Origin of the sequence: Rhizorhabdus histidinilytica (assembly GCF_900167915.1) — a bacterium.
GTDB classification, from domain to species: Bacteria; Pseudomonadota; Alphaproteobacteria; order Sphingomonadales; family Sphingomonadaceae; genus Rhizorhabdus; species Rhizorhabdus histidinilytica.
The window spans coordinates 308,108-328,353 of the sequence record NZ_FUYM01000002.1 but is presented as its reverse complement, the minus strand read 5'-3'; the positions used below and the strand labels follow the sequence as shown (position 1 = coordinate 328,353).

Annotated in this window: 13 protein-coding genes; 10 read left to right on the top strand and 3 right to left on the bottom strand. The window is 68.0% G+C overall.

Translation table 11 applies throughout. The features are described 5' to 3' along the window. Positions 1–6: 6 nt before the first annotated feature. Both B5X82_RS05275 and B5X82_RS05270 read right to left on the bottom strand, forming a co-directional pair. Positions 7–1,389, bottom strand: coding sequence for a M48 family metalloprotease (locus B5X82_RS05275; protein WP_079647063.1), 1,383 nt, complete (start codon positions 1,387–1,389; stop codon positions 7–9). 82 nt (positions 1,390–1,471) lie between these two features. After that, positions 1,472–4,123, bottom strand: a complete 2,652-nt coding sequence (locus B5X82_RS05270) for an Rne/Rng family ribonuclease (RefSeq protein WP_079647062.1) — start codon at positions 4,121–4,123, stop codon at positions 1,472–1,474. Between the two features lie 463 nt (positions 4,124–4,586). Between B5X82_RS05270 and B5X82_RS05265 the strand changes: the two genes are divergently transcribed. The 10 genes from B5X82_RS05265 (at position 4,587) to B5X82_RS05220 (ending at position 17,978) form a co-directional block, all read left to right on the top strand. Beyond that, entirely contained in the window at positions 4,587–5,822 is a 1,236-nt protein-coding gene (locus B5X82_RS05265; protein ID WP_079647061.1) for an N-acetylmuramoyl-L-alanine amidase, read from the top strand. 359 nt (positions 5,823–6,181) lie between these two features. Further along, positions 6,182–8,656, top strand: coding sequence for a penicillin-binding protein 1A (locus tag B5X82_RS05260; RefSeq protein WP_079647060.1), 2,475 nt, complete (start codon positions 6,182–6,184; stop codon positions 8,654–8,656). Between the two features lie 89 nt (positions 8,657–8,745). Beyond that, the gene (prfB, locus tag B5X82_RS05255) at positions 8,746–9,873 is read left to right on the top strand and encodes a peptide chain release factor 2 (protein WP_079647059.1); all 1,128 of its coding nucleotides are present in this window, start codon (positions 8,746–8,748) and stop codon (positions 9,871–9,873) included. 8 nt (positions 9,874–9,881) lie between these two features. Continuing rightward, entirely contained in the window at positions 9,882–10,376 is a 495-nt protein-coding gene (locus tag B5X82_RS05250) for a GNAT family N-acetyltransferase (protein ID WP_079647058.1), read from the top strand. A gap of 99 nt (positions 10,377–10,475) precedes the next feature. Then, positions 10,476–10,751 carry a hypothetical protein gene (locus tag B5X82_RS05245; protein ID WP_223811024.1) on the top strand — a complete coding sequence of 92 codons (276 nt, stop codon included), beginning with the start codon at positions 10,476–10,478 and terminating at the stop codon, positions 10,749–10,751. Positions 10,752–10,909: 158 nt separating this feature from the next. Continuing rightward, on the top strand, positions 10,910–12,106 hold the full coding sequence (locus B5X82_RS05240) for an efflux RND transporter periplasmic adaptor subunit (RefSeq protein WP_079647057.1): 1,197 nt from the start codon (positions 10,910–10,912) through the stop codon (positions 12,104–12,106). 10 nt (positions 12,107–12,116) lie between these two features. Further along, positions 12,117–15,263: an efflux RND transporter permease subunit gene (locus B5X82_RS05235; RefSeq protein WP_079647056.1), complete on the top strand. Its 3,147-nt coding sequence runs from the start codon at positions 12,117–12,119 to the stop codon at positions 15,261–15,263. Further along, positions 15,260–16,735, top strand: coding sequence for an efflux transporter outer membrane subunit (locus B5X82_RS05230; RefSeq protein ID WP_079647055.1), 1,476 nt, complete (start codon positions 15,260–15,262; stop codon positions 16,733–16,735). The genes B5X82_RS05235 and B5X82_RS05230 overlap by 4 nt, the downstream gene beginning before the upstream one ends. A gap of 39 nt (positions 16,736–16,774) precedes the next feature. After that, the gene (locus tag B5X82_RS05225; RefSeq protein WP_079647054.1) at positions 16,775–17,497 is read left to right on the top strand and encodes a hypothetical protein; all 723 of its coding nucleotides are present in this window, start codon (positions 16,775–16,777) and stop codon (positions 17,495–17,497) included. A gap of 85 nt (positions 17,498–17,582) precedes the next feature. Then, positions 17,583–17,978, top strand: a complete 396-nt coding sequence (locus B5X82_RS05220) for an EF-hand domain-containing protein (protein ID WP_079647053.1) — start codon at positions 17,583–17,585, stop codon at positions 17,976–17,978. A gap of 75 nt (positions 17,979–18,053) precedes the next feature. On the opposite strand, the gene B5X82_RS05215 is transcribed toward B5X82_RS05220, so the two are convergent. Further along, positions 18,054–20,156, bottom strand: coding sequence for a malate synthase G (locus B5X82_RS05215; protein WP_079647052.1), 2,103 nt, complete (start codon positions 20,154–20,156; stop codon positions 18,054–18,056). Positions 20,157–20,246: the final 90 nt, after the last annotated feature.

The window sequence follows — 20,246 nt, the reverse complement described above, 5'->3', positions numbered from 1 at the left end:
GAATCATCATTTCTTCCGTTGGCTTGCCGCGGCCCGTGCCGACAAGGCGATATCCTCCGCCCGGATGTAATCGGGCGTCCCGCGTGGAATCCGCGTCATCGCCGCCTCCGCGCTGGCCATCGCCAACCGATCATTGCCGAGCAGCGCATAACGCTCCGCCGTGGCGAGCTGGGCGCGTGGCTCATCGCCCAGCCGCGAATAGGCCATGCCGAGCGTGTACCAGGCGAAGGGGTTGTCGCGATCGCGGGCGACCGCGACCTTGAGCACGTCGCGCGCCTCCGGCACCAGCGCCGGGTCCTCGGTCGCGAGCAAGGCATGGCCGAGCAGCGACGAGATCAACGGCGAGGAACGCGATCCCTGCACCGCGATCCTGAGCGGTCCGATCGCCTCCTTGGGCTTGCCCGATTCGAGCAATATCTGGCCCTGCAACTCGCGATAATAAGGGTCCTTGGGATCGGAGGCGACGAGCTTCTCGACCTCCTCGACCGCCTTGTCGGGATAGGCGCCGCGATGCCAGGCATAGGCACGCGCATAATGGGCGGCGGCGCTCTGGTCGCTTTCGGGATATTTGCGCAGCGCCGTGGTCGGATCGTCCATATAGCCGATCAGCTTGGCCTTGATCCGCTTGAACTTCGCGTCGAGCGCGGGATCGGTCTTGTTGTTGTAAGCGGGCGACTTCAACACGTCGGCCGACAGCGTCGCCTCGCGCTCGCCCGACATCGGGTGGGTCTGCATGAACGGATCGACCTCGGCATAGGTCGACGCGTAGCGATACTCCTCCTTGCGCAGCTTCAGGAAGAAGCTGAGCATGCCCTTGCCCGAGATGCCGGCCTTGTTGAGGAAACCGACGCCCGCGGCATCGGCGCTCGATTCCTGCACCCGGTTGAAGGCGAGGAACTTGCCGAGCGCCGCCTGCTGCCCGGCCATCATCACGCCCATGCCCGCTTCGGCCGAACCCGCCGCCATCGCCGCCGCGCCGAGCAGCAGCGATAGCAGGGTTATGCCGGTGGCACCCCGTGCGCCTTCGCCGAAGCGGATGACGTGACCGCCGGTGATATGGCCGACTTCGTGGGCGATCACGCCCTGGATCTCGTTGGTGTTGTCGGCCGCCTCGATCAGGCCGCTATGGATATAGACCGCCTGGCCACCGGCGACGAAGGCGTTGATCTCCTTGTCGCCGACAAGGACGATGTCGACATTGCCGGGCTGCAGCCCCGCCGCCGCGACGATCGGGGCGGAGATTTCCTTGAGATAGGCCTCGGTCTCGGCGTCGCGCAGGATCGACTGGGCCATGACCGGCTGCGCCGTGAGCGTCAGCGCGAGCGATGCGGCCAGCAGCGCCCGCAGCATCCGGCCGAGCCGGCGGGTCGATGGGGCAACGAGGCTCATGCCCGCCTTTCCTGGCGCCGATCGGCTGAACCGCGCGTGAAGCGACGGGGCAGACCCTCCAGCGAAGGCCTGCCCCGCATGCTCAGGCGCCGAAGGTCCGCTGCCACCAGCCACGGCGCGGGGAACCGCCGTCCTCCGCCTCTTCCGCAGGGGCGGTCTCGCCGGCAGCTTCTCCGGCGGTGGGCGCTTCGGCCGCAGCCTCGACGGTTTCGGCGGGCGCGGCAGCGGCTGCCTTTGCCCGCGAACGGGTGCGACGCTTCGGCGTCGCCTCGGGCTCCGGAGCGGCTTCGATCGGCGCAGCCTCGACGGGTGCAGCCTCGACGGGTGCGGGCGTCGCGGCGGCTTCCGCTTCGACGTCGGCCTTCTTGCGGCGACCGCCACGACGCGGCTTGGGCGCTTCAGCGACCGGTTCGGCCTCGGGCTCTGCCACGGCCGGAGCCGCTTCCTCGACCGACGCCTCGACGGGCTCGGCAACGGCGGCGGCATCGGCCTTGCGGGCACGCGGCCGGCGGCGCGTCTTGGGCGCCGGCTCGGCAGGAGCAGCCTCTTCGGCGACCGCTTCGGGCTCGGCCGCGGCCGGCGATTCCGCCGTCTCCGGCTCGTTCACCGCAGCCTCGGTCTGCTGGCCCTCCACTTCGACGCCCTCGGCACCCTCGGGGCCCTCGCCACCGCGGCGACGGCCCGAACGGCGGCCGCGACGACGACGGCCGCGCGCTTCGCCGCCGCCATCTTCGGCGACAGCCTCCTCGGCGGCCTCGCGCTCTTCCTCGGCGACCTCGGCCGCTTCGCCGGTCTCGCCGCCCTCATCACCCTGGCCGGCTTCGCCCTGGCCATCCTGATCGCGCCCGCGACCGCCACGACGGCGGCGACGGCGGCGACGGCGACGGCCGCCCTCGCCACGCTCGCCATCCTCCTGGCCTTCATCCTCGGCGGCGATCTCTTCCTCTTCGTCCTCGACCTCCTCCTCGATGTCGTCATCGGCCTCGATCGGGAGCGGCGCGGGCAGGCGCGGCGCGTGGCTCGGCGGCGGACCGCCAGCCTCGACGCTCATCCGCGCGCCTTCGAGCGTGCCGTCGGAGACGATCTCGATGACGACACCGTAGCGTTCCTCGATCTCCGCCAGCTCGGCGCGCTTGCGGTTGAGGACGTAGAAGGCGGCCTCCTGGCTGGCGCGCAGCAGCAGGCGCGAGCCGCGACCGCGCGCGGCCTCGTCCTCGAGCATGCGCAGCGCCGACAGGCCCGCCGAGGAGGCGGTGCGGATCAGGCCGGTGCCCTCGCAATGCGGGCATTGACGGGTCGACGCCTCGAGCACGCCGGTGCGCAGCCGCTGGCGGCTCATCTCGAACAGGCCGAAGCTGGAGATGCGGCCGACCTGGATGCGGGCGCGATCGTTCTTGAGCGCCTCCTTCATCGCCTTCTCGACCTTGCGGATGTTGGAGTTGTTCTCCATGTCGATGAAGTCGATGACGATCAGGCCCGCCATGTCGCGCAGACGGAGCTGACGGGCGATCTCGTGCGCAGCCTCGAGGTTGGTCGCGGTCGCGGTCTGCTCGATATTATGCTCGCGGGTCGACCGGCCCGAGTTGATGTCGATCGATACCAGCGCCTCGGTCGGGTTGATCACCAGATAGCCGCCCGACTTGAGCTGGACGATCGGCTGGTACATCGCCGCAAGCTGGTCCTCGACGCCGTAGCGCTGGAACAGCGGCACCGCGTCGGCATAGAGCCCGACCTTCTTGGCGTGGCTCGGCATCAGCAGCTTCATGAAGGCGCGGGCCTGGCGATAGCCCTCCTCGCCCTCGACCACGACCTCGTCGATGTCGCGGTTATAGATGTCGCGGATCGCGCGCTTGATCAGATCACTGTCGCCGTAGATCAGCGCCGGCGCCTGCGATTTCAGCGTGTTCTCGCGAATCTCGTCCCACAGCCGGGCGAGATAGTCGAAGTCGCGCTTGATCTCGGTCTTGGTGCGCTGCAGGCCTGCGGTGCGGACGATGCAGCCCATCGTCTTTGGCAGGTTCAGCTCGGCCATGATCGACTTGAGCCGCTTGCGATCGGCCGCGTTCGAGATCTTGCGGCTGATGCCGCCGCCATGGCTGGTGTTCGGCATCAGCACGCAATAGCGGCCGGCCAGCGACAGATAGGTGGTCAGCGCCGCGCCCTTGTTGCCGCGCTCCTCCTTGACGACCTGGACCAGCAGCACCTGCCGCCGGCGGATCACGTCCTGGATCTTGTAACGGCGGCGCAGGTTCATCCGGCGCTGGCGCAGGTTCTCCACCGCGCCGTCGTCGGAACCGCCGCCGACCGATTCGCGGCGCGGACGCGGAGCGTCCTCCTCGTCGCCGTCATGGTGATGGTCGTCCTCATGATCGGCGTCACCGTCGATCTCGTCGGCGCCATCCTCATGCTCCGCCTCGCGGGCGCGCAGCGCCTCTTCCTCGGCGGCGTGCTCCGCCTCCTCGCGCAGCAGCGCCTCGCGATCCTCCTTCGGGATCTGATAATAGTCGGGGTGGATTTCCGAGAAGGCGAGGAAGCCATGGCGGTTGCCGCCATAGTCGACGAACGCCGCCTGCAGCGACGGTTCGACCCTCGTTACCTTGGCGAGATAGATATTCCCCTTGAGCTGCTTGCGCTCGGCAGACTCAAAGTCAAATTCCTCGATTCGGTTCCCCTGGACGACCGCCACGCGGGTTTCCTCCCGGTGGCGTGCGTCGATAAGCATGCGGGTTGTCATTCAAAGCTCTCCAGGCGCGGGAGCCGGCAGCGTGGCCGGGCCTCGACGCGCGATATGCTGAGGATGCGCGGCCGGGGGGAGCGGCAAGCCGTGTCGTCCCCGGAAGCGTCATCGAAGGTGAAAAATGGGTGTTCGCAGCCGTCGCATCGTCATTTCCGGCGCGACGCGCCGGAAAAAAGGCACCGCTCCACGCGCCGCCAACAATCTGGCAGCCTATGGGACGGGGCGAAGAATGACTCATGCGATCGTCAACCTGTTACGCCGCCGCCACAGGGCGACGGTAAGGCCGGAACGGCGCCTATCGCCCCGCCTTTACGGGGACCGGCCGACATCCGGATAAAAACTGCTAGCATCCGATCGGAGACGGGGCAAGCATTCACCGTACTGGACAAGCACCGCCAAGCTTTGGTTAAACTATTTGGCAGTCGGCATTTCACGACCGGCCGGGTATCGCGGGGCCATCTTGCCAGAAACAGGTTTCAGCCAGCGTCTCGTCCTCGCTCTTTGCGCCCTGCTGCTGTCGTTCCTGCCTGCGGCGCTGCACGCCGCGGCGATGGTGTCGGCGGTCGAGATCGGTACGACGAGCGTGACTCTGCGGTTCGACCAGCCGGTCGCGACCGCCTCCGCCTTCATGTTGTCGGGGCCGCGGCGGATCGCCGTCGACCTGCCCGGCGCGCGGATGGGGCGGACCACCGCATCGGGCGGGCTGATCGCCGCCACCCGGCAGGGACAATATGATCCCGACACCGCGCGGGTGGTTTTCGAGCTGAACCGCGCCGCGATCGTATCCGACGCGACCTTTTCGGCCGACCACCGGACGCTGACCCTCACCCTCAAGCCGGTCAATGAAAGCCTGTTCGCGCGAGCCGTGCGCAAGGGGCGCCAGCTGTTCGGGCTCGACGACAAGTCGGTCGACACGCGGTCGGCGCAGCGCGGCGGCATCACCGTGCCGCTCGATCCGCCGCGCCCCTTGCCGGTCCCCGCGGTCAGCGGCGCGCGCGGCACCAAGCGGCCGCTGGTGGTGATCGACGCCGGCCATGGCGGCCACGATCCGGGGTCGCAATCGACCGACGGCCGCTACAAGGAAAAGGACATCGCGCTGCGGATCGCCCAGGCGATCCGTGACGAGCTGGTCGAATCGGGCCGGGTACGGGTCGCGCTGACCCGCAACGACGACCGCTTCCTCGTGCTCGGCGAGCGGCGGGAGATCGCCCGCCGGCTCAAGGCCGACCTGTTCATCTCGGTCCATGCCGACAGCGCGGTCAACACCGCCGCGCGCGGCGCGAGCATCTATACCCTGTCGGAGGTCGCGTCCGACCGGGTAGCGGCGCAGCTCGCCGCCAAGGAGAACCGCGCCGACATCCTCAACGGCATCGATCTGGGCGGCGAGAACAACGAGGTCTCCTCGATCCTGCTCGACCTCGCCCAGCGCGAGACGATGAACATTTCCTCCCAATTCGCGACGCTGCTCCAGCGCGAAATGTCGCCGACCGTCCATTTCAAGGATGACGCACACCGCTTCGCCGGGCTGATCGTGCTCAAGGCGCCCGACGTTCCCTCGGTGCTGCTCGAGACCGGCTATATCTCGAACCAGGACGATCTCGGCCTGCTGCTCTCCTCCCAATATCGCCGCAACATCGCGATCGGGGTGCGCAAGGCGGTCGAGATCCATTTCGCCCGGCGGCTGGCGGGCGAATGAAAGCAGCCGCTTTCGTTCGCCCTTGCTTGTTTGGCCCCCAAACGCCGGGCGGCCAGCATCGGCTGGCCTGGGCTTCCTCGCAGAAGCTCGGACACGCATTCGCGCTTGCGGAGCCCTGTCGGGCTCCGACGATAAGCTCTGCGTCGGGACGCGTCAGCGTCCCGCAAGGATCGGCGCCATCCGCGGACTGCCGGGGGCAGTCCGTAGGCGGAGATCGGCTCGCGAAGCGAGCCGTGGCGGCCGCCCGAGCTTATGCGAGGAAGCCAAGCCGGGCGGATGCCCGGCGCCCGGCGTCTGAGGGCCAAACAACAAACACTCCCGACACTTCCAAACCCCTCCAAACCTGCTAGAGCGCGCCGGTGCCGAAGCTACCCGCCTTCCACAACCCCTTCCCCGGCTGGCGCGACCAGGTGCGCCACCTCCGCACGTTCCGAAGCTGGCGCTGGTCGGGCTATGTGCTGTGGTCGGCCGCATTCCTGTGGCTGCTGATCTGGTTCCTGTTCGCGCGCGGCCTGCCCTCGGCGGACGCGCTGCTCGCCTATCAGCCGCCGCTGCCGACCAACGTCCGCGGCTATGACGGGGAGCCGATCGCCGATTTCGCGCGCGAGCGGCGCGTGCAGCTATCCTATGCGGAATATCCCCCCGTCCTGATCGACGCCTTCATCTCGGCCGAGGACAAGACCTTCTTCAGCCATCCGGGCATCGACGTCGGCGGTCTGGCCGGCGCGGTATGGGACTATACGACCAAGCTCGGCAGTGGCCGGCGCGCGAAGGGCGGATCGACGATCACCCAGCAGGTCGCGAAGAACCTGATCGTCGGCGACGACTATTCGATCTCGCGCAAGATCCGCGAGGCGATCCTCGCCTTCCGCATCGAAGGCGCGCTGACCAAGCAGCAGATCCTCGAAATCTACCTCAACCAGATCTTCCTCGGCCGCAACGCCTATGGCGTCCAGTCGGCCAGCCGTGCCTATTTCCGCAAGGACGTCGGCGAACTGACCCTGCCCGAAGCGGCCTATCTGGCGATCCTCCCCAAAGCGCCGTCCAACTATACGGTCGAGCGCCATGCCGACCGCGCGCTCGAGCGGCGCAACTATGTCCTGCAGCAGATGCAGGAGAACGGCTTCATCACCGCCGAACAGCGCCAGGCCGCGGCCGCCGCGCCGCTGGGCATCGTGCCGCGCTACGCCCCGCGCGCCAGCGTCGGCGGCTATTTCATGGAGGAGGTCCGCCGCCAGCTGATCGAACGCTATGGCGAGACCGCCGAGGACGGACCGAACTCCGTCTATTCGGGCGGCCTGTGGGTCCGTACCTCCTATGACGGCAAGGTCCAGGAAGCGGCTGAGGATGCGCTGCGCGACGGGCTGGTCCGTTTCGAGGCCGCCGCCGGCTGGCGGGGCCGGATCGCCCGCATCGACATCGACGACGATTGGGCGCGCAGCCTGGCGAACCTCAACGTCGGCGCAGGCTATTCGAACTGGTCTCCTGCAGTGGTCCTGTCGAAGCAGGGATCAGAGGCCGAGATCGGCTTCGAGAACGGATCGCGCGGTACACTGCCGAGCTCGGGCGCGACGATGCCGAAGGCGGGAGTCGGAGGGCGCGCCTTCGATTTCCTGAAGGCCGGCGACGTGATCGTCGTGCGGCGCGAGGGCAATGGCGGCTGGACGCTGCGCAGCATCCCCAGCATCTCGGGCGGCATGGTCGTCCAGAACCCGCACACCGGCCAGATCCTGGCGATGCAGGGCGGCTTCGATTCGCGCGGCTCGTCGTTCAACCGCGCCACCCAGGCGAAGCGGCAGCCCGGCTCCACCTTCAAGCCCTTCGTCTATGCGGCCGCACTCGACAATGGCATGACCCCGGCGTCGATCATCATCGACGGCCCCTTCTGCGTCTACCAGTCGGCGCGGCTCGGCCAGAAATGCTTCAAGAATTTCTCGGGCTCCAATGCCGGCCAGCAGACGATGCGCTGGGGTGTCGAACAGTCGCGCAACCTGATGACCGTCCGCACCGCCAGCCAGATCGGCATGGACAAGGTCGTCCGCACCGCCAAGGTGATGGGGATCGGCGACTATCCGCCCTATCTCGCCTATGCGCTGGGCGCGGGCGAGACAACGGTGCAGCAGATCGTCAACGCCTATTCGATCTTCGCCAACCAGGGACGCGCGGTGACGCCGACCGTCATCGACTATGTTCAGGATCGCAACGGCAAGCTGATCTGGCGCGCCGACAAGCGCGCCTGCGAGGGCTGCAACATGGCGCAATATGACGGCCGGCCGATGCCGCGCCCGCGCCTGCGCTCGAAGCAGGTGATCGACGCGATGACCGCCTATCAGATGCTCCACATCATGGAGGGCGTGGTCGAGCGGGGCACGGCGACGGTGCTGCGCGACCTGGGCCGGCCGATGTTCGGCAAGACCGGCACCTCGTCGGGCCCGACCAACGTATGGTTCGTCGGCGGATCGGCCGACATGGTCGGCGGCCTCTATCTCGGCTACGACAATCCACGCTCGATGGGCGGCTACGCCCAGGGCGGCACGATCGCGGCGCCGATCTTCCGCGCCTTCGCCGCCAAGGCGATGAAGGACATGCCGGTCGTCCCGTTCCGCGCGCCGCCCGGCATCCGGATGATCCGGATCGACCGCAAGACCGGCCGCCGCGTGTTCGGTGCCTGGCCCGACGGCAGCTATTATAGCCCGGTGATCTGGGAGGCCTTCAAGCCCGAGAGCGAGCCGCGCCGCACCATCCGCCGGGACGAGATCGCCAAGCGCGCCGCCCCCGCCGCGCGGGCCACCACCGACAGCGAGTTCTTGCAAAGCCAGGACGGCATCTACTAGGGCCTGCCGCACCAGGGACGCAGTGCCTATATGCCTCCCGGGATTCCGGCCTCCGCCGGAATGACGCCCTTCGATCCGGAGTTCCGATTATGCGCGCCGAAGCGCAAGCCAGTGTCGATCAGATCAACCAGGCGATGGCGCTCGTCCGCCGCTTCCTGGATTGGGACCGCGCGCTCCGCCGGCTCGACGAGCTCAACAACCGGGTCGAGGACCCGAAGCTGTGGGACGACGCCAAGGCCGCGCAGGAAGTGATGCGCGAGCGGCGTCGGCTCGACGAGGCGATCTCCGCGGTCAAGGCGATCGAGCAGGAGCGCGACGACACGATCGAGCTGATCGAGCTCGCCGAGGCGGAGGGCGATACCGCGCTGGTCGACGACGGCGTGCAGGCGCTCGCCGCGCTGGCGGAACGAGCCGAGAAGGACAAGATCGGCGCGCTTCTGGCGGGCGAGGCCGACGCGAACAACACCTATATCGAGGTCAATTCGGGCGCTGGCGGCACCGAGAGCCAGGACTGGGCAGGCATGCTCCAGCGCATGTATGCCCGCTGGGCCGAGCGCCACGGCTACAAGGTCGAGCTGATCGACTTCCACGCCGGCGAGCAGGCCGGCATCAAGTCGGCGACCCTGCTGGTGCGCGGCGAGAATGCCTATGGCTATGCCAAGACCGAGAGCGGCGTCCATCGCCTGGTCCGCATCAGCCCCTATGACTCGGCGGCGCGCCGGCACACCAGCTTCGCGTCGGTCTGGGTCTATCCGGAGGTCGACGACGACATCGACATCGAGGTGCTCGAGAAGGACCTGAAGATCGACACCTACCGCTCGTCGGGCGCGGGTGGGCAGCATGTCAACACCACCGACTCGGCGGTGCGCATCACCCATCTCCCCACCGGCATCATCGTCGCGTGCCAGAACCAGCGCTCCCAGCACAAGAATCGCGCAGAAGCGATGAAGCAGCTCAAGGCGCGCCTCTATGAGCAGGAGTTGCAGAAGCGCGAGGCCGAGGCGATGGCGGGCTATGCCGCCAAGACCGAGATCGGCTGGGGCCACCAGATCCGTTCCTACGTACTCCAGCCCTATCAGATGGTGAAGGATCTCCGCACCGGCGTCACCTCGACGACGCCGTCCGACGTGCTCGACGGCGATCTCGACCGCTTCATGGCCGCCGCCCTGTCGCAGCGCGTGACCGGCGAGACGGTCGAGGTTGAGGACGTCGACTGATCCCGGCCGTGATCCGCGACGAACGAGCCGGCGACGCCCCGGCCATCGCAGCGCTGATCACCCGCGCCTTCGCCGTCGCCGAGCATGCGAGCGGCACCGAGGCGGCGATCGTCGACGCATTGCGCGCGGCGGGAGCGCTCAGCCTATCGCTGGTCGCGGTCCAGGGTGACGCGATCGTCGGCCATGTCGCGCTCTCGCCCGTAGGGATCGACGGCGTCGAGGGTGGCTGGTTCGGCCTCGGCCCATTGTCGGTCGATCCCGCCCGACAACGACGCGGCATCGGCGCCGGGCTGGTCGAGGCGGCAATCGCCTGGCTTCGCGCATCGGGTGCCGCCGGCTGCGTGCTGCTCGGCGACCCGGCCTATTATCGCCGCTTCGGCTTCGTCAGCGATCCGATGCTTCGCTATGGCGACGAAGCCTCGCCCTATTTCCAGTATCTCTCGCTCGCAGGCCCGGCCGCGCGCGGGCAGGTGACCTACCATCCGGCCTTCGACGCGGGCTGACCGATCTTTCCTGTACGGCGGATGAAGCGGCCGTTCAGCGTAGCGACGACTCCTCTTCCCTATCATCGACGGTCGACGGGGGCTGAGAGGAGTTGAGCCATGCAGATGAAAGCCATCTTCGCCGCCATAGGCCTTGCCGTCGCCGCCTTCGGCATGAGCGGCACGGCCGAGGCCAGGGACCGCTGGGACGATCGCCGCTGGTCGCATGATCGCCATTGGGACAATGACCGCCACTGGAACGGCGATCGCCGCTGGCATCGCGACCGCCATTGGGATCGCCGTTGGCACCGCGACGCGCGCTGGGATCGTCGCCATCATGGCCGGCGCTGCTGGACCGAATGGCGCTGGAACCACCGGGTACGGGTCTGCCGCTGACGCCAGGAACAAGCCGCGTAACGCTGCAACGCAGCAACATCCCCCCTCCCGGCCGGGAGGGGGGATACGTTAAATTAACCGCATCAGACACGGAAAAAAGGTCGCGACTGCACAGGCCGATGATTGTTTTGGTGTTCGGCTGCGTCTAGCAGAGCAGGATGCCCGCCGCAGTTCGCGAAGGTTGCTCGATGATTTCCAACACGGTGGGCCGCCGTAGCGGGCTCCTTCTCCTCGCCTGTGCGCTGGCTGCCGGCTGTTCCAAGCAGAAACCCGCGCCGCCGGCGCCGGAAGCAGGCTTCGTCGTGATGCGCACGGAGTCGGTGCCGTTGTTCATCGAGCTGCCGGGCCGCACCGCCGCATTCGAAACGTCCGAGGTCCGGCCGCAGGTGACGGGGGTCCTCAAGGCCCGCCTGTTCGAGGAAGGCAGCATCGTCCGCGCCGGTCAGACGCTCTACCAGATCGACCCGAGCCTGTTCCGGGCGTCCGTCAACCAGGCGGCCGCCAATCTCGCCAATGCGCGTGCACAGCGCCAGGCGGCGGTCTCGCGTGCCCAGCGGCTGAAGCCGCTCGCCCAGATCGAGGCGGTCAGCAAGCAGGACTATACCGACGCCGAGGCCGCAGCGCGCCAGGCCGAGGCCGCGGTCGCGCAGAACGCCGCGCTGCTCGACACCGCGCGGATCAACCTGCGCTTCACCAACGTGCCGGCGCCGATCAGCGGGCGGATCGGCCGGTCGCTGGTCACCACCGGCGCGCTCGTCACCGCCGGGCAGGCGAACGCGATGACGACGATCCAGCGGCTCGATCCGATCTTCGTCGACATCCAGCAGTCGAGCGCCGATCTGCTCGCGCTGCGCCGTCAGCTCGCCGCCGGGAACGGTTCCACCTCATCGGCGACGGTGACGCTGAAACTGGAGGACGGCAGCGACTATCCGATCAAGGGGCGGCTCGAATTCGCCGAAGCGATGGTCGATCCGCAGACCGGCACGGTCACGCTGCGCGCCCGCTTCCCCAACCCCGACGGCCTGCTGCTGCCGGGCATGTTCGTCCGCGCGAGCCTGTCGCAGATCACCGCGCGCAATGCCATCCTGGTCCCGCAGATCGGAGTCAGCCGCGACCCGAAGGGTCAGGCCACCGTGGTCCTGGTCGGGACAGGCAACAAGGCCGAGTTGCGCGAGGTGGTCGCCGATCGGACGGTGGGTGACAAATGGCTGGTGACGTCGGGGCTGAAACCCGGCGACAAGGTGATCGTCGAAGGCCTCGGCAATATTCGGCCGGGCCAGGCGATCAGGCCGGTTCCCGCCGGCTCGCCGCCGCTATCCCCGGCAGCGGCGGGCAGCCGGGCCAAGGCCGGCTGAGCCCTCGCCGATGATATCGCGCATCTTCATCGATCGCCCGATCTTCGCCTGGGTGATCGCGATCGTGATCATGCTGCTCGGCGCGGGCGGGCTGCTCAGCCTGCCGGTGTCGCAATATCCGAACATCGCTCCGCCCTCGGTCAACATCCGGGCCAATTATCCCGGCGCTTCGGCCGAGACGGTCGAGTCGAACATCACCCAGATCATCGAGCAGCAGCTCTCGGGCATCGACGGGCTGCTCTATTTCTCGTCCTCTTCCAGTTCGGCGGGCCGGGCACAGATCACCGTCACCTTCGACAAGGGCGTCGATGCGGACATCGCCCAGGTCCAGGTGCAGAACAAGGTGCAGCAAGCCCTGCCGCGCCTGCCGCAGCAGGTCCAGCAGCAGGGCCTGGTCGTCACCAAGTCGAACCCCGACTTCCTGATGGTGGTGTCGGTTTATGACGAGAGCGACCGGGCGAGCAATCTCGACGTCGCCGACTATCTGACCTCGACCCTCCAGGACGGCATCGGCCGCCTTCCCGGCGTCGGCGACGTCAACGTGTTCGGTGCGCCCTATGCGATGCGCATCTGGCTCGATCCGTTCCGGCTGGCGAGCTTCGGGCTGACCCCCGACGACGTGACCTCCGCGCTCCAGGCGCAGAACGCCCAGGTCGCGGCGGGGCAGATCGGCGGCGTGCCATCGTCCGACGAGCAGATGCTCAACGCGATCGTCACCTCACGGTCGCGGTTGACCAATGCCGACGAGTTCAAGAAGATCATCGTCAAGACGCAGACCGACGGCTCGAAAGTGCTGTTGCAGGATGTCGCGCGGGTCGAGCTGGGCAGCGAGTCCTACAATATCGTGGGCCGGCTCAACGGCCACCCGGGCGCCGGCATCGCGATTCTCCTGGCCCCCGGCGCGGATGCGCTCAAGACGTCCGAGATCGTCCGCTCCTATGTCGACAAGGCAGCCGAGCATTTCCCGTCCGGCTATCGCCACGTCTTCGTCAACGATGCGACCGCCTTCATCAAGCTGTCGATCGAGGAAGTGGTCAAGACGCTGTTCGAGGCGATCCTGCTCGTCGTCCTGGTCATGTTCGTCTTCCTGCAAAGCTGGCGGGCGACGCTGATCCCGGCGGTGGCCGTCCCGGTCGTGCTGCTGGGAACGTTCGGCGTGCTGGCTGCAGCGGGTTTCTCGATCAACACATTGACGTTGTTCAGCCTGGTCCTCGCCATCGGTCTGCTCGTGGACGACGCGATCGTCGTGGTCGAGAATGTCGAGCGCGTGATGGAGGAGGATCCCGACATCAGTCCGCGCGAGGCGACGATCAAGTCGATGGCGGAGATCAACACCGCGCTGATCGCGATCGCGCTGGTATTGTCGGCGGTGTTCCTGCCGATGGCCTTCTTCGGCGGCTCGACCGGCGTGATCTATCGCCAGTTCTCGATCACCATCGTCGCATCGATGGCGCTGTCGGTGTTCGTCGCGCTGGTCCTGTCGCCGGCGCTCGCGGCCACGGTGCTGAAGCGCCCAGACAAGGAGAAGCGCGCCGCGCAGGGTGGTCTCGTCGGGCGTGCCTACCGCCAGGGCGATCGCTTCAACGACTGGTTCAAGCGGGTGTCGGACCGCTATCGCGACACCGTCTCGAAGCTGTTCGGCCATGTACGGACCGCGATGATCATCTTCGTGCTGGTGATCGCGGCGCTGGTGCTCGTCTTCTTCCGCCTGCCTACCGGCTTCGTGCCCACCGAGGACCAGGGAATCGCCCAGACCCAATATACCCTGGCCCCCGGCGCGACGATGAGCCGGACGGTCGCGGTCGCGCGCGAGATCGAGACCTATCTCGCCAAGAACGAGCCGCACAACATCCAGACCTTCTACACCGTCAGCGGCACCAGCTCCGCCGGCCAGGGCCAGAATGCCGGCCGCGGCTTCATCGCGCTCGCTCCCTGGGACGAGCGGAAGGGCCCGGAGAACAACTCGGAGGCGATCGCCCATCGCGCCACCCAGGCGCTGTCGAAGATCCGCGATGCCCAGATCTTCGTCCTGACCCCGCCGTCGATCCCGGGCCTCGGCCAGTCGACCGGCTTCTCGATGGAGCTGCTCAACACCGGCGACCTCAGCCGGGAGGAGTTCAAGCAGCGCCGCGACCAGCTCCTCGCCATGGCCTCCGCCGACCCCGACCTCGCCAATGTCCGCCTCAACACGCTCGAGGATACGCCGACGCTCGCCGTCGACATCGATTCGGAGAAGGTCGGCGCGCTCGGCGTCAGCCAGGCTGCGGTCAACCAGACGCTCTCGGCGGCCTGGGGCGGCCTCTACGTCAATGATTTCGTCGACCGGGGGCGCGTCAAACGCGTCTTCGTCCAGGGTGACGCCCCCTTCCGCAGCCGGCCCGAGGATCTCGCCGCCTGGCATGTCCGTTCCTCGTCGGGACAGATGGTGCCCTTCTCGGCCTTCGCCACGGTTCATTGGGCCCAGACCCCCAATGTGCTGACCCGCTTCAACGGCGTGTCGAACTTCACCTTTCAGGGCCAGGGCGCGCCGGGCAAGAGCTCGGGCGATGCGATGCAGCGGATCACGGAGCTGGCCGCGCAGATACCGGGCGTCTCGGTAGACTGGTCGGGCCTCAGCTATCAGGAACGCCTGTCGGGCGGGCAGGCGCCGATCCTCTATGGCCTGTCGTTGCTCGTCGTATTCCTGTGCCTGGCCGCGCTTTACGAAAGCTGGTCAATCCCGATCGCGGTCGTGATGGTCATCCCGCTCGGCCTGATCGGGGCGACCCTGGCGGTTCTGCTGCGCGGGCTGGAGAACGACGTCTTCTTCCAGGTGGGCCTCGTCACCACCATGGGATTGAGCGCCAAGAACGCGATCCTGATCGTCGAATTCGCGGTGATGGCGGAAAATGAGGGGAAGACGCCGCTGCAGGCGGCGATCGAAGGCGCGCGCATCCGCTTGCGCCCGATCCTGATGACCAGCTTCGCCTTCATGTTCGGCGTGCTGCCTCTGGCCATATCGACCGGCGCCGGCGCCAAGGCGCGCGTCGCGATCGGCACCGCCGTGCTGGGCGGCATGTTCACCGCCACCCTGCTCGCGATCTTCTTCGTGCCGCTGTTCTTCGTGCTGGTCCGCAAGCTCTTCCCGCGCAAGCGCAACGGGGAGGTCGCGACGTGATCCGCCGCACCGCCGCGCTGCTGGCGATGACCGCGCTCGCGGGATGCAGCCTCGAGCCCGCCTATCACCGACCCGCGCCCGCCGTCCCCGCCGCCCTCCCCGACGCCGGCCAGGGCGAAGCGCCTGCCAAGCTCGATTATCGCGAGATGTTTCGCGATCCGCGGCTGGTCACGCTGATCGACCGAGCGCTCGCCAACAACCAGGACCTCAAGGCCGCGCTGGCCAATGTCCGTTCCGCTCGCGCGCTGGTGACGGTCGCGCGCGCCGATCTGCTCCCCCAGATCGACGGATCGGCCGGGCTCACCACCGGCGACAGCTCGAACGAGACGCGCGGCGGCACGGGCAACGGTGCGACGGGCGGCAACGGCAACGGCGCGAGCACTGGTGGCCGCCGCACTACCTACAATGCCGACCTGGGGGTGAGCTGGGAGATCGACCTGTTCGGCCGGCTCCGCAGCCTGAACAATGCCGCCTTCAGCACCTATCTTGGCAGCGAGGCCGCCCAGCGCGGCGCGCGGCTGAGCCTCGTCGCCGGGGTCGCCAACGCCTATCTGGCGCTCGCCGCCGACCGGAGCCTGCTCGCCATCGCCACCGAGACCCGCACCAGCGCGGCCAAGAGCGTCGAGCTGACCCAGGCGCTGCTCAAGGGCGGCGTCGCCCCGCGCACCGACCTGCGCCAGGCGGAGACCGTGCTGGCCCAGGCGGAGGCAGATGAGGCCAGCCTCGAAACCGCCGTCGCGCAGGACCGCAACGCGCTCCAGCTCCTCGTCGGCGCTGCGATCGAGGACGATCTTCTGCCCGCGTCGATCGAGAGCCTCGACGGGCAGTTCGCCGAGGTGCCGGCCGGCCTCGATTCGTCGATCCTGCTGCGCCGGCCCGACGTGGTCGAAAGCGAATATGCGCTGCGGGCGGCCAATGCCCGAATCGGCGCGGCGCGGGCCGCCTTTCTCCCGCGCATCGGGCTGACTGCACTCGCCGGCTTCGCCAGCAGCGCGCTGTCGAGCCTGTTCCAGGGCAGTGCCTTCACCTGGAGCGTCGCGCCGTCGGCGACGTTGCCGATCTTCGACGGCGGCGCCAATCTCGGCAATCTTCGCTATTCGAAGGCCCAGCGCGACCTGGCGCTCGCCAACTACCAGAAGGCGATCCAGTCGGCCTTCCGCGACGTTGCCGACGCGCTGGCCCGGCGCGCGACGATCGACCGGCAGCTCGCCGCCAGCACCCGGCTCGACGCCTCGGCGCGCGACTCGCTGTTCCTCGCCAATGCCCGCTACCGCGAGGGCATCGATCCCTATCTGAACATGCTCGACGCCCAGCGCACCGCCTATGGCGCCGCACGCACCCTCGCTCAGGCGCGGCTGCTCAAGGGGCAGAATCTGGTGACCCTCTACCAGGCGCTGGGCGGCGACCAGTTGATCGACACCCAGGCAACGGCTAAGGGCGGCAGTCGCGCCTGGCCAGAGGACGCTCAGTAACCCTCACGCCGCTCGGCTCTCGCCGGGCAGGACCAGCCGATGCGCCTGCCCTCCGTTCCGCCATCATGGACGATCCGCCGGGACCTGCTCGGCCGCCGCGCAACCGGCGTCATCCTGGCGATCATCGTCCACATATTGGGCTTCTTCCTGCTGATGTCGCTGACTCCGGCGACCCTGCAGAAGCTGACGCCCGAACTGAAGAGCTTCCCGCTGCTGTCCTTTTCCGAGAATCCCGCGCCCAAGCCAGCGGCCTCGGCCCGCGCGCAGCGCCGGGAAACCGAGAAGACGCCGCCCCCGCCGCCGCTGCCCCCGCCGCCTCCGACCCCGCTCAAGATGATGATCGTCAGCTCGGAGGTTTTCCGGGCGAGCGATATCTCCAAGATCCGCCCGCAGCGCGCCGACAGCGCGCCCGGCGCCGCCGATGCCGGCAGCGGCGAGGGCGAGGGGCCGGGCGAAGGCCCCGGCGGCGAGAAGCTCTATCCCGCGGACTGGTATGTCGAGCCGACCCCGGCAGAAATGGCCTTTTACATCAAGGAGCAGCGACAGGCCGGCTGGGGGATGATCGCTTGCCGGACGGTACCCAACTATCGCGTCGAGGATTGCCAGGAGCTGGGGGAATTTCCGCGCGGATCGGGCTTGGCGCGCGCGCTGCGGCAGGCGGCATGGCAGTTCAAGATCCGCCCACCCAGGATCGGCGGCAAGCCGCAAATGGGCGTCTGGGTCCGCATCCTGTTCGATTTCCAGATCGGCGTGGTGAAGTAGCCTCGGCGGCTGCAGGCAACCCATTCAGGCCCCGGTCAGTTGATCCCGGCTAGCAGAACCGCGTTTTCACCATGGGATCGAAACCATGACCCGCTTGATGTTCGTTGCTTTGCTTTCGCTGTCCGCCGCGAGCGCGGCCCATGCCGGGCTCGAGCTCGGCCAGCGCCCGATCACCCGTGCCGAGGTCGCCGCCGTCGCGAAGAAGCAGTTCGCCGAGATGGACGCCGACAAGAACGGCTTCGTCAGCCCCGCCGAGTTCGAGCGCTATCGCGAGATCCAGAACGCCCGGCCCGACCAGGGCCGCGGCCTGACCCATATCGGGCGGAGCTGGTTCGACAAATGCGACACCGACGGTGACGGCAGGGTGAGCCTGGCCGAAGCGCAGGCCCGTCCGCTCGGGCTGTTCGACATGGCCGACGCCAACCGCGACGGCGTCGCCAGCGTCGCCGAGCAGTCGGTGGCGATGCTGTTCATGAAGTAGGTAACAGGAACCGCTTCATCGCCATTCCCGCTTTCACGGGAATGGCGGACGAGGAGGAGAGCGGGCGAGCGGCGCTCAGGCCGCCGCCTTCACCTTCTGGCGGAAGCTGTGGAGCAGCGGCTCGGTATAGCCGTTGGGCTGCTCGACGCCCTCGAACACCAGCGCGCGGGCGGCCTGATAGGCAAGGCTGCGATCCTCGTTCCCGGCCATCGGCCGATAGAGCGGATCACCGGCATTCTGCGCGTCGACCTTGGCCGCCATGCGCTTGAGCGCGGCGTCGATCTCCTCGGCCGTGGCGACGCCGTGCAGCATCCAGTTCGCCATGTGCTGCGACGAGATGCGCAGCGTGGCGCGGTCCTCCATCAGGCCGACATCGTGGATATCGGGCACCTTCGAGCAGCCGACGCCCTGGTCGACCCAGCGGACGACATAGCCGAGGATGCCCTGGGCGTTGTTGTCGAGTTCGGCACGAATCTCGTCGGCACTCCAGTTCTTGCCGGCCGCCACCGGGATGGTCAGCAGCCGATCGAGACTCGCGACCAGCTCGGCCTTGCGTTCCGCCTGCCGGGCGAACACGTCGACCGCGTGATAATGGGTCGCGTGCAGCGTCGCGGCGGTCGGCGACGGCACCCAGGCGGTGTTGGCGCCGGTCTTCGGATGGCCGATCTTCTGGGCGAGCATATCGGCCATCTTGTCGGGCGCCGCCCACATGCCCTTGCCGATCTGCGCCTTGCCGGACAGCCCGCAGGCGAGGCCGATCTGGACGTTGCGGTCCTCATAGGCGGCGATCCAGTCGCTGGTCTTCATGTCGCCCTTGCGGATCATCGGACCGGCCCGCATCGAAGTGTGCATCTCGTCGCCGGTGCGATCGAGGAAGCCGGTGTTGATGAACATGATCCGGTCCCTCACCGCTGCGATGCAGGCGGCGAGGTTGGCCGAGGTGCGGCGCTCCTCGTCCATCACCCCGACCTTGAGGGTGTGGCGCGTCATGCCCAGCAGGTCCTCGATCGCGTCGAACAGGCGATTGGTGAAGGCCGCCTCGTCCGGCCCGTGCATCTTCGGCTTGACGATATAGACCGAGCCCCTGGCGCTGTTGCGGTGCTTGCCGAGACCCTTCAGGTCGTGCAGCGCGATCAGGCTGGTGACGATGCCGTCGAGGATACCCTCCGGCGCCTCCGAACCGTCGGCGAGCCGCACCGCCGGGGTCGTCATCAAGTGGCCGACATTGCGGACGAACAGCAGGCTGCGGCCCGGCAGGGTGAAGCCGGCGCCGTCGGGTGCGGTGTAGCTGCGGTCGCCGTTGAGGCGGCGGGTCATCATCGCTCCGCCCTTCTCGAACGTGTCCTCCAGGTCGCCCTTCATCAGGCCGAGCCAGTTGGCATAGGCGGCGACCTTGTCCTCCGCGTCGACCGCCGCGATCGAATCCTCGAGGTCGCAAATCGTCGTCAGCGCCGATTCGAGGATGACGTCGGCGATCCCGGCGGGATCGTCCTTGCCGATCGCATGACCTCGGTCGATCACCACCTCGATATGCAGGCCGTTGTGGCGGAACAGCAGGTTGTCGCCCGCGCGGCCGACGAGCTGCGCCGGATCGGCGAGCGCGAGGTCGTCGCCCGCCCAATCGGCCCAGCGTCCCGACGCCAGCGGCACCGCCTGGTCGAGGAACGCCTTGGCCCAGGCGATCACCTGGCCGCCCCGCGCGGCATCATAGCCCTTGCCGGCGGCCGCACCCGGGATCGCATCGGTGCCGTAGAGCGCGTCATAGAGGCTGCCCCAGCGCGCGTTGGCGGCGTTAAGCAGGAAGCGGGCGTTGAGGATCGGCACGACGAGCTGCGGACCGGCCATCGTCGCCAGCTCCGCATCGACATTGGCGGTGCCGACCGCGAACGGCGCGGGCTCGGGGACGAGATAGCCGATCTCCGTCAGGAGCGCCCGGTACTCGGCCGGGTCGACCGGCTTGCCGGCGCGGGCCTGGTGCCACGCGTCGATCTTCGCCTGCAATTCGTCGCGGGTGGCGAGCAGCGCGCGATTCTCGGGCACGAAGCGCGCGAAGATCGCCGCCGTGCCGTTCCAGAAGGCGGCGGCGTCGAGCCCGGTGCCAGGCAGCGCGCGATCCTCGATGAAGCGGACCAGCGCGTCCGCCACCTTCAGTCCCGCCCTGTCGATCATGTCGCTCATCGCCGCCTCGCTGTCGAAAATGGATGGGCGGGGCTTAGCGCAAGCCGGCATTCCACACTATCTGGATAATATTTGAAACATCTATTCCTA

What these genes read in the sequence shown, in the direction of transcription:
- B5X82_RS05275 (WP_079647063.1), bottom strand. Translation starts at nt 1,389, where the DNA reads ATGAGCCTCGTTGCCCCATCGACCCGCCGGCTCGGCCGGATGCTGCGG.
- B5X82_RS05270 (WP_079647062.1), bottom strand. Translation starts at nt 4,123, where the DNA reads ATGACAACCCGCATGCTTATCGACGCACGCCACCGGGAGGAAACCCGC.
- prfB (WP_079647059.1), top strand. Translation starts at nt 8,746, where the DNA reads ATGCGCGCCGAAGCGCAAGCCAGTGTCGATCAGATCAACCAGGCGATG.
- B5X82_RS05245 (WP_223811024.1), top strand. Translation starts at nt 10,476, where the DNA reads ATGCAGATGAAAGCCATCTTCGCCGCCATAGGCCTTGCCGTCGCCGCC.
- B5X82_RS05240 (WP_079647057.1), top strand. Translation starts at nt 10,910, where the DNA reads ATGCCCGCCGCAGTTCGCGAAGGTTGCTCGATGATTTCCAACACGGTG.
- B5X82_RS05235 (WP_079647056.1), top strand. Translation starts at nt 12,117, where the DNA reads ATGATATCGCGCATCTTCATCGATCGCCCGATCTTCGCCTGGGTGATC.
- B5X82_RS05225 (WP_079647054.1), top strand. Translation starts at nt 16,775, where the DNA reads ATGCGCCTGCCCTCCGTTCCGCCATCATGGACGATCCGCCGGGACCTG.
- B5X82_RS05220 (WP_079647053.1), top strand. Translation starts at nt 17,583, where the DNA reads ATGACCCGCTTGATGTTCGTTGCTTTGCTTTCGCTGTCCGCCGCGAGC.
- B5X82_RS05215 (WP_079647052.1), bottom strand. Translation starts at nt 20,156, where the DNA reads ATGAGCGACATGATCGACAGGGCGGGACTGAAGGTGGCGGACGCGCTG.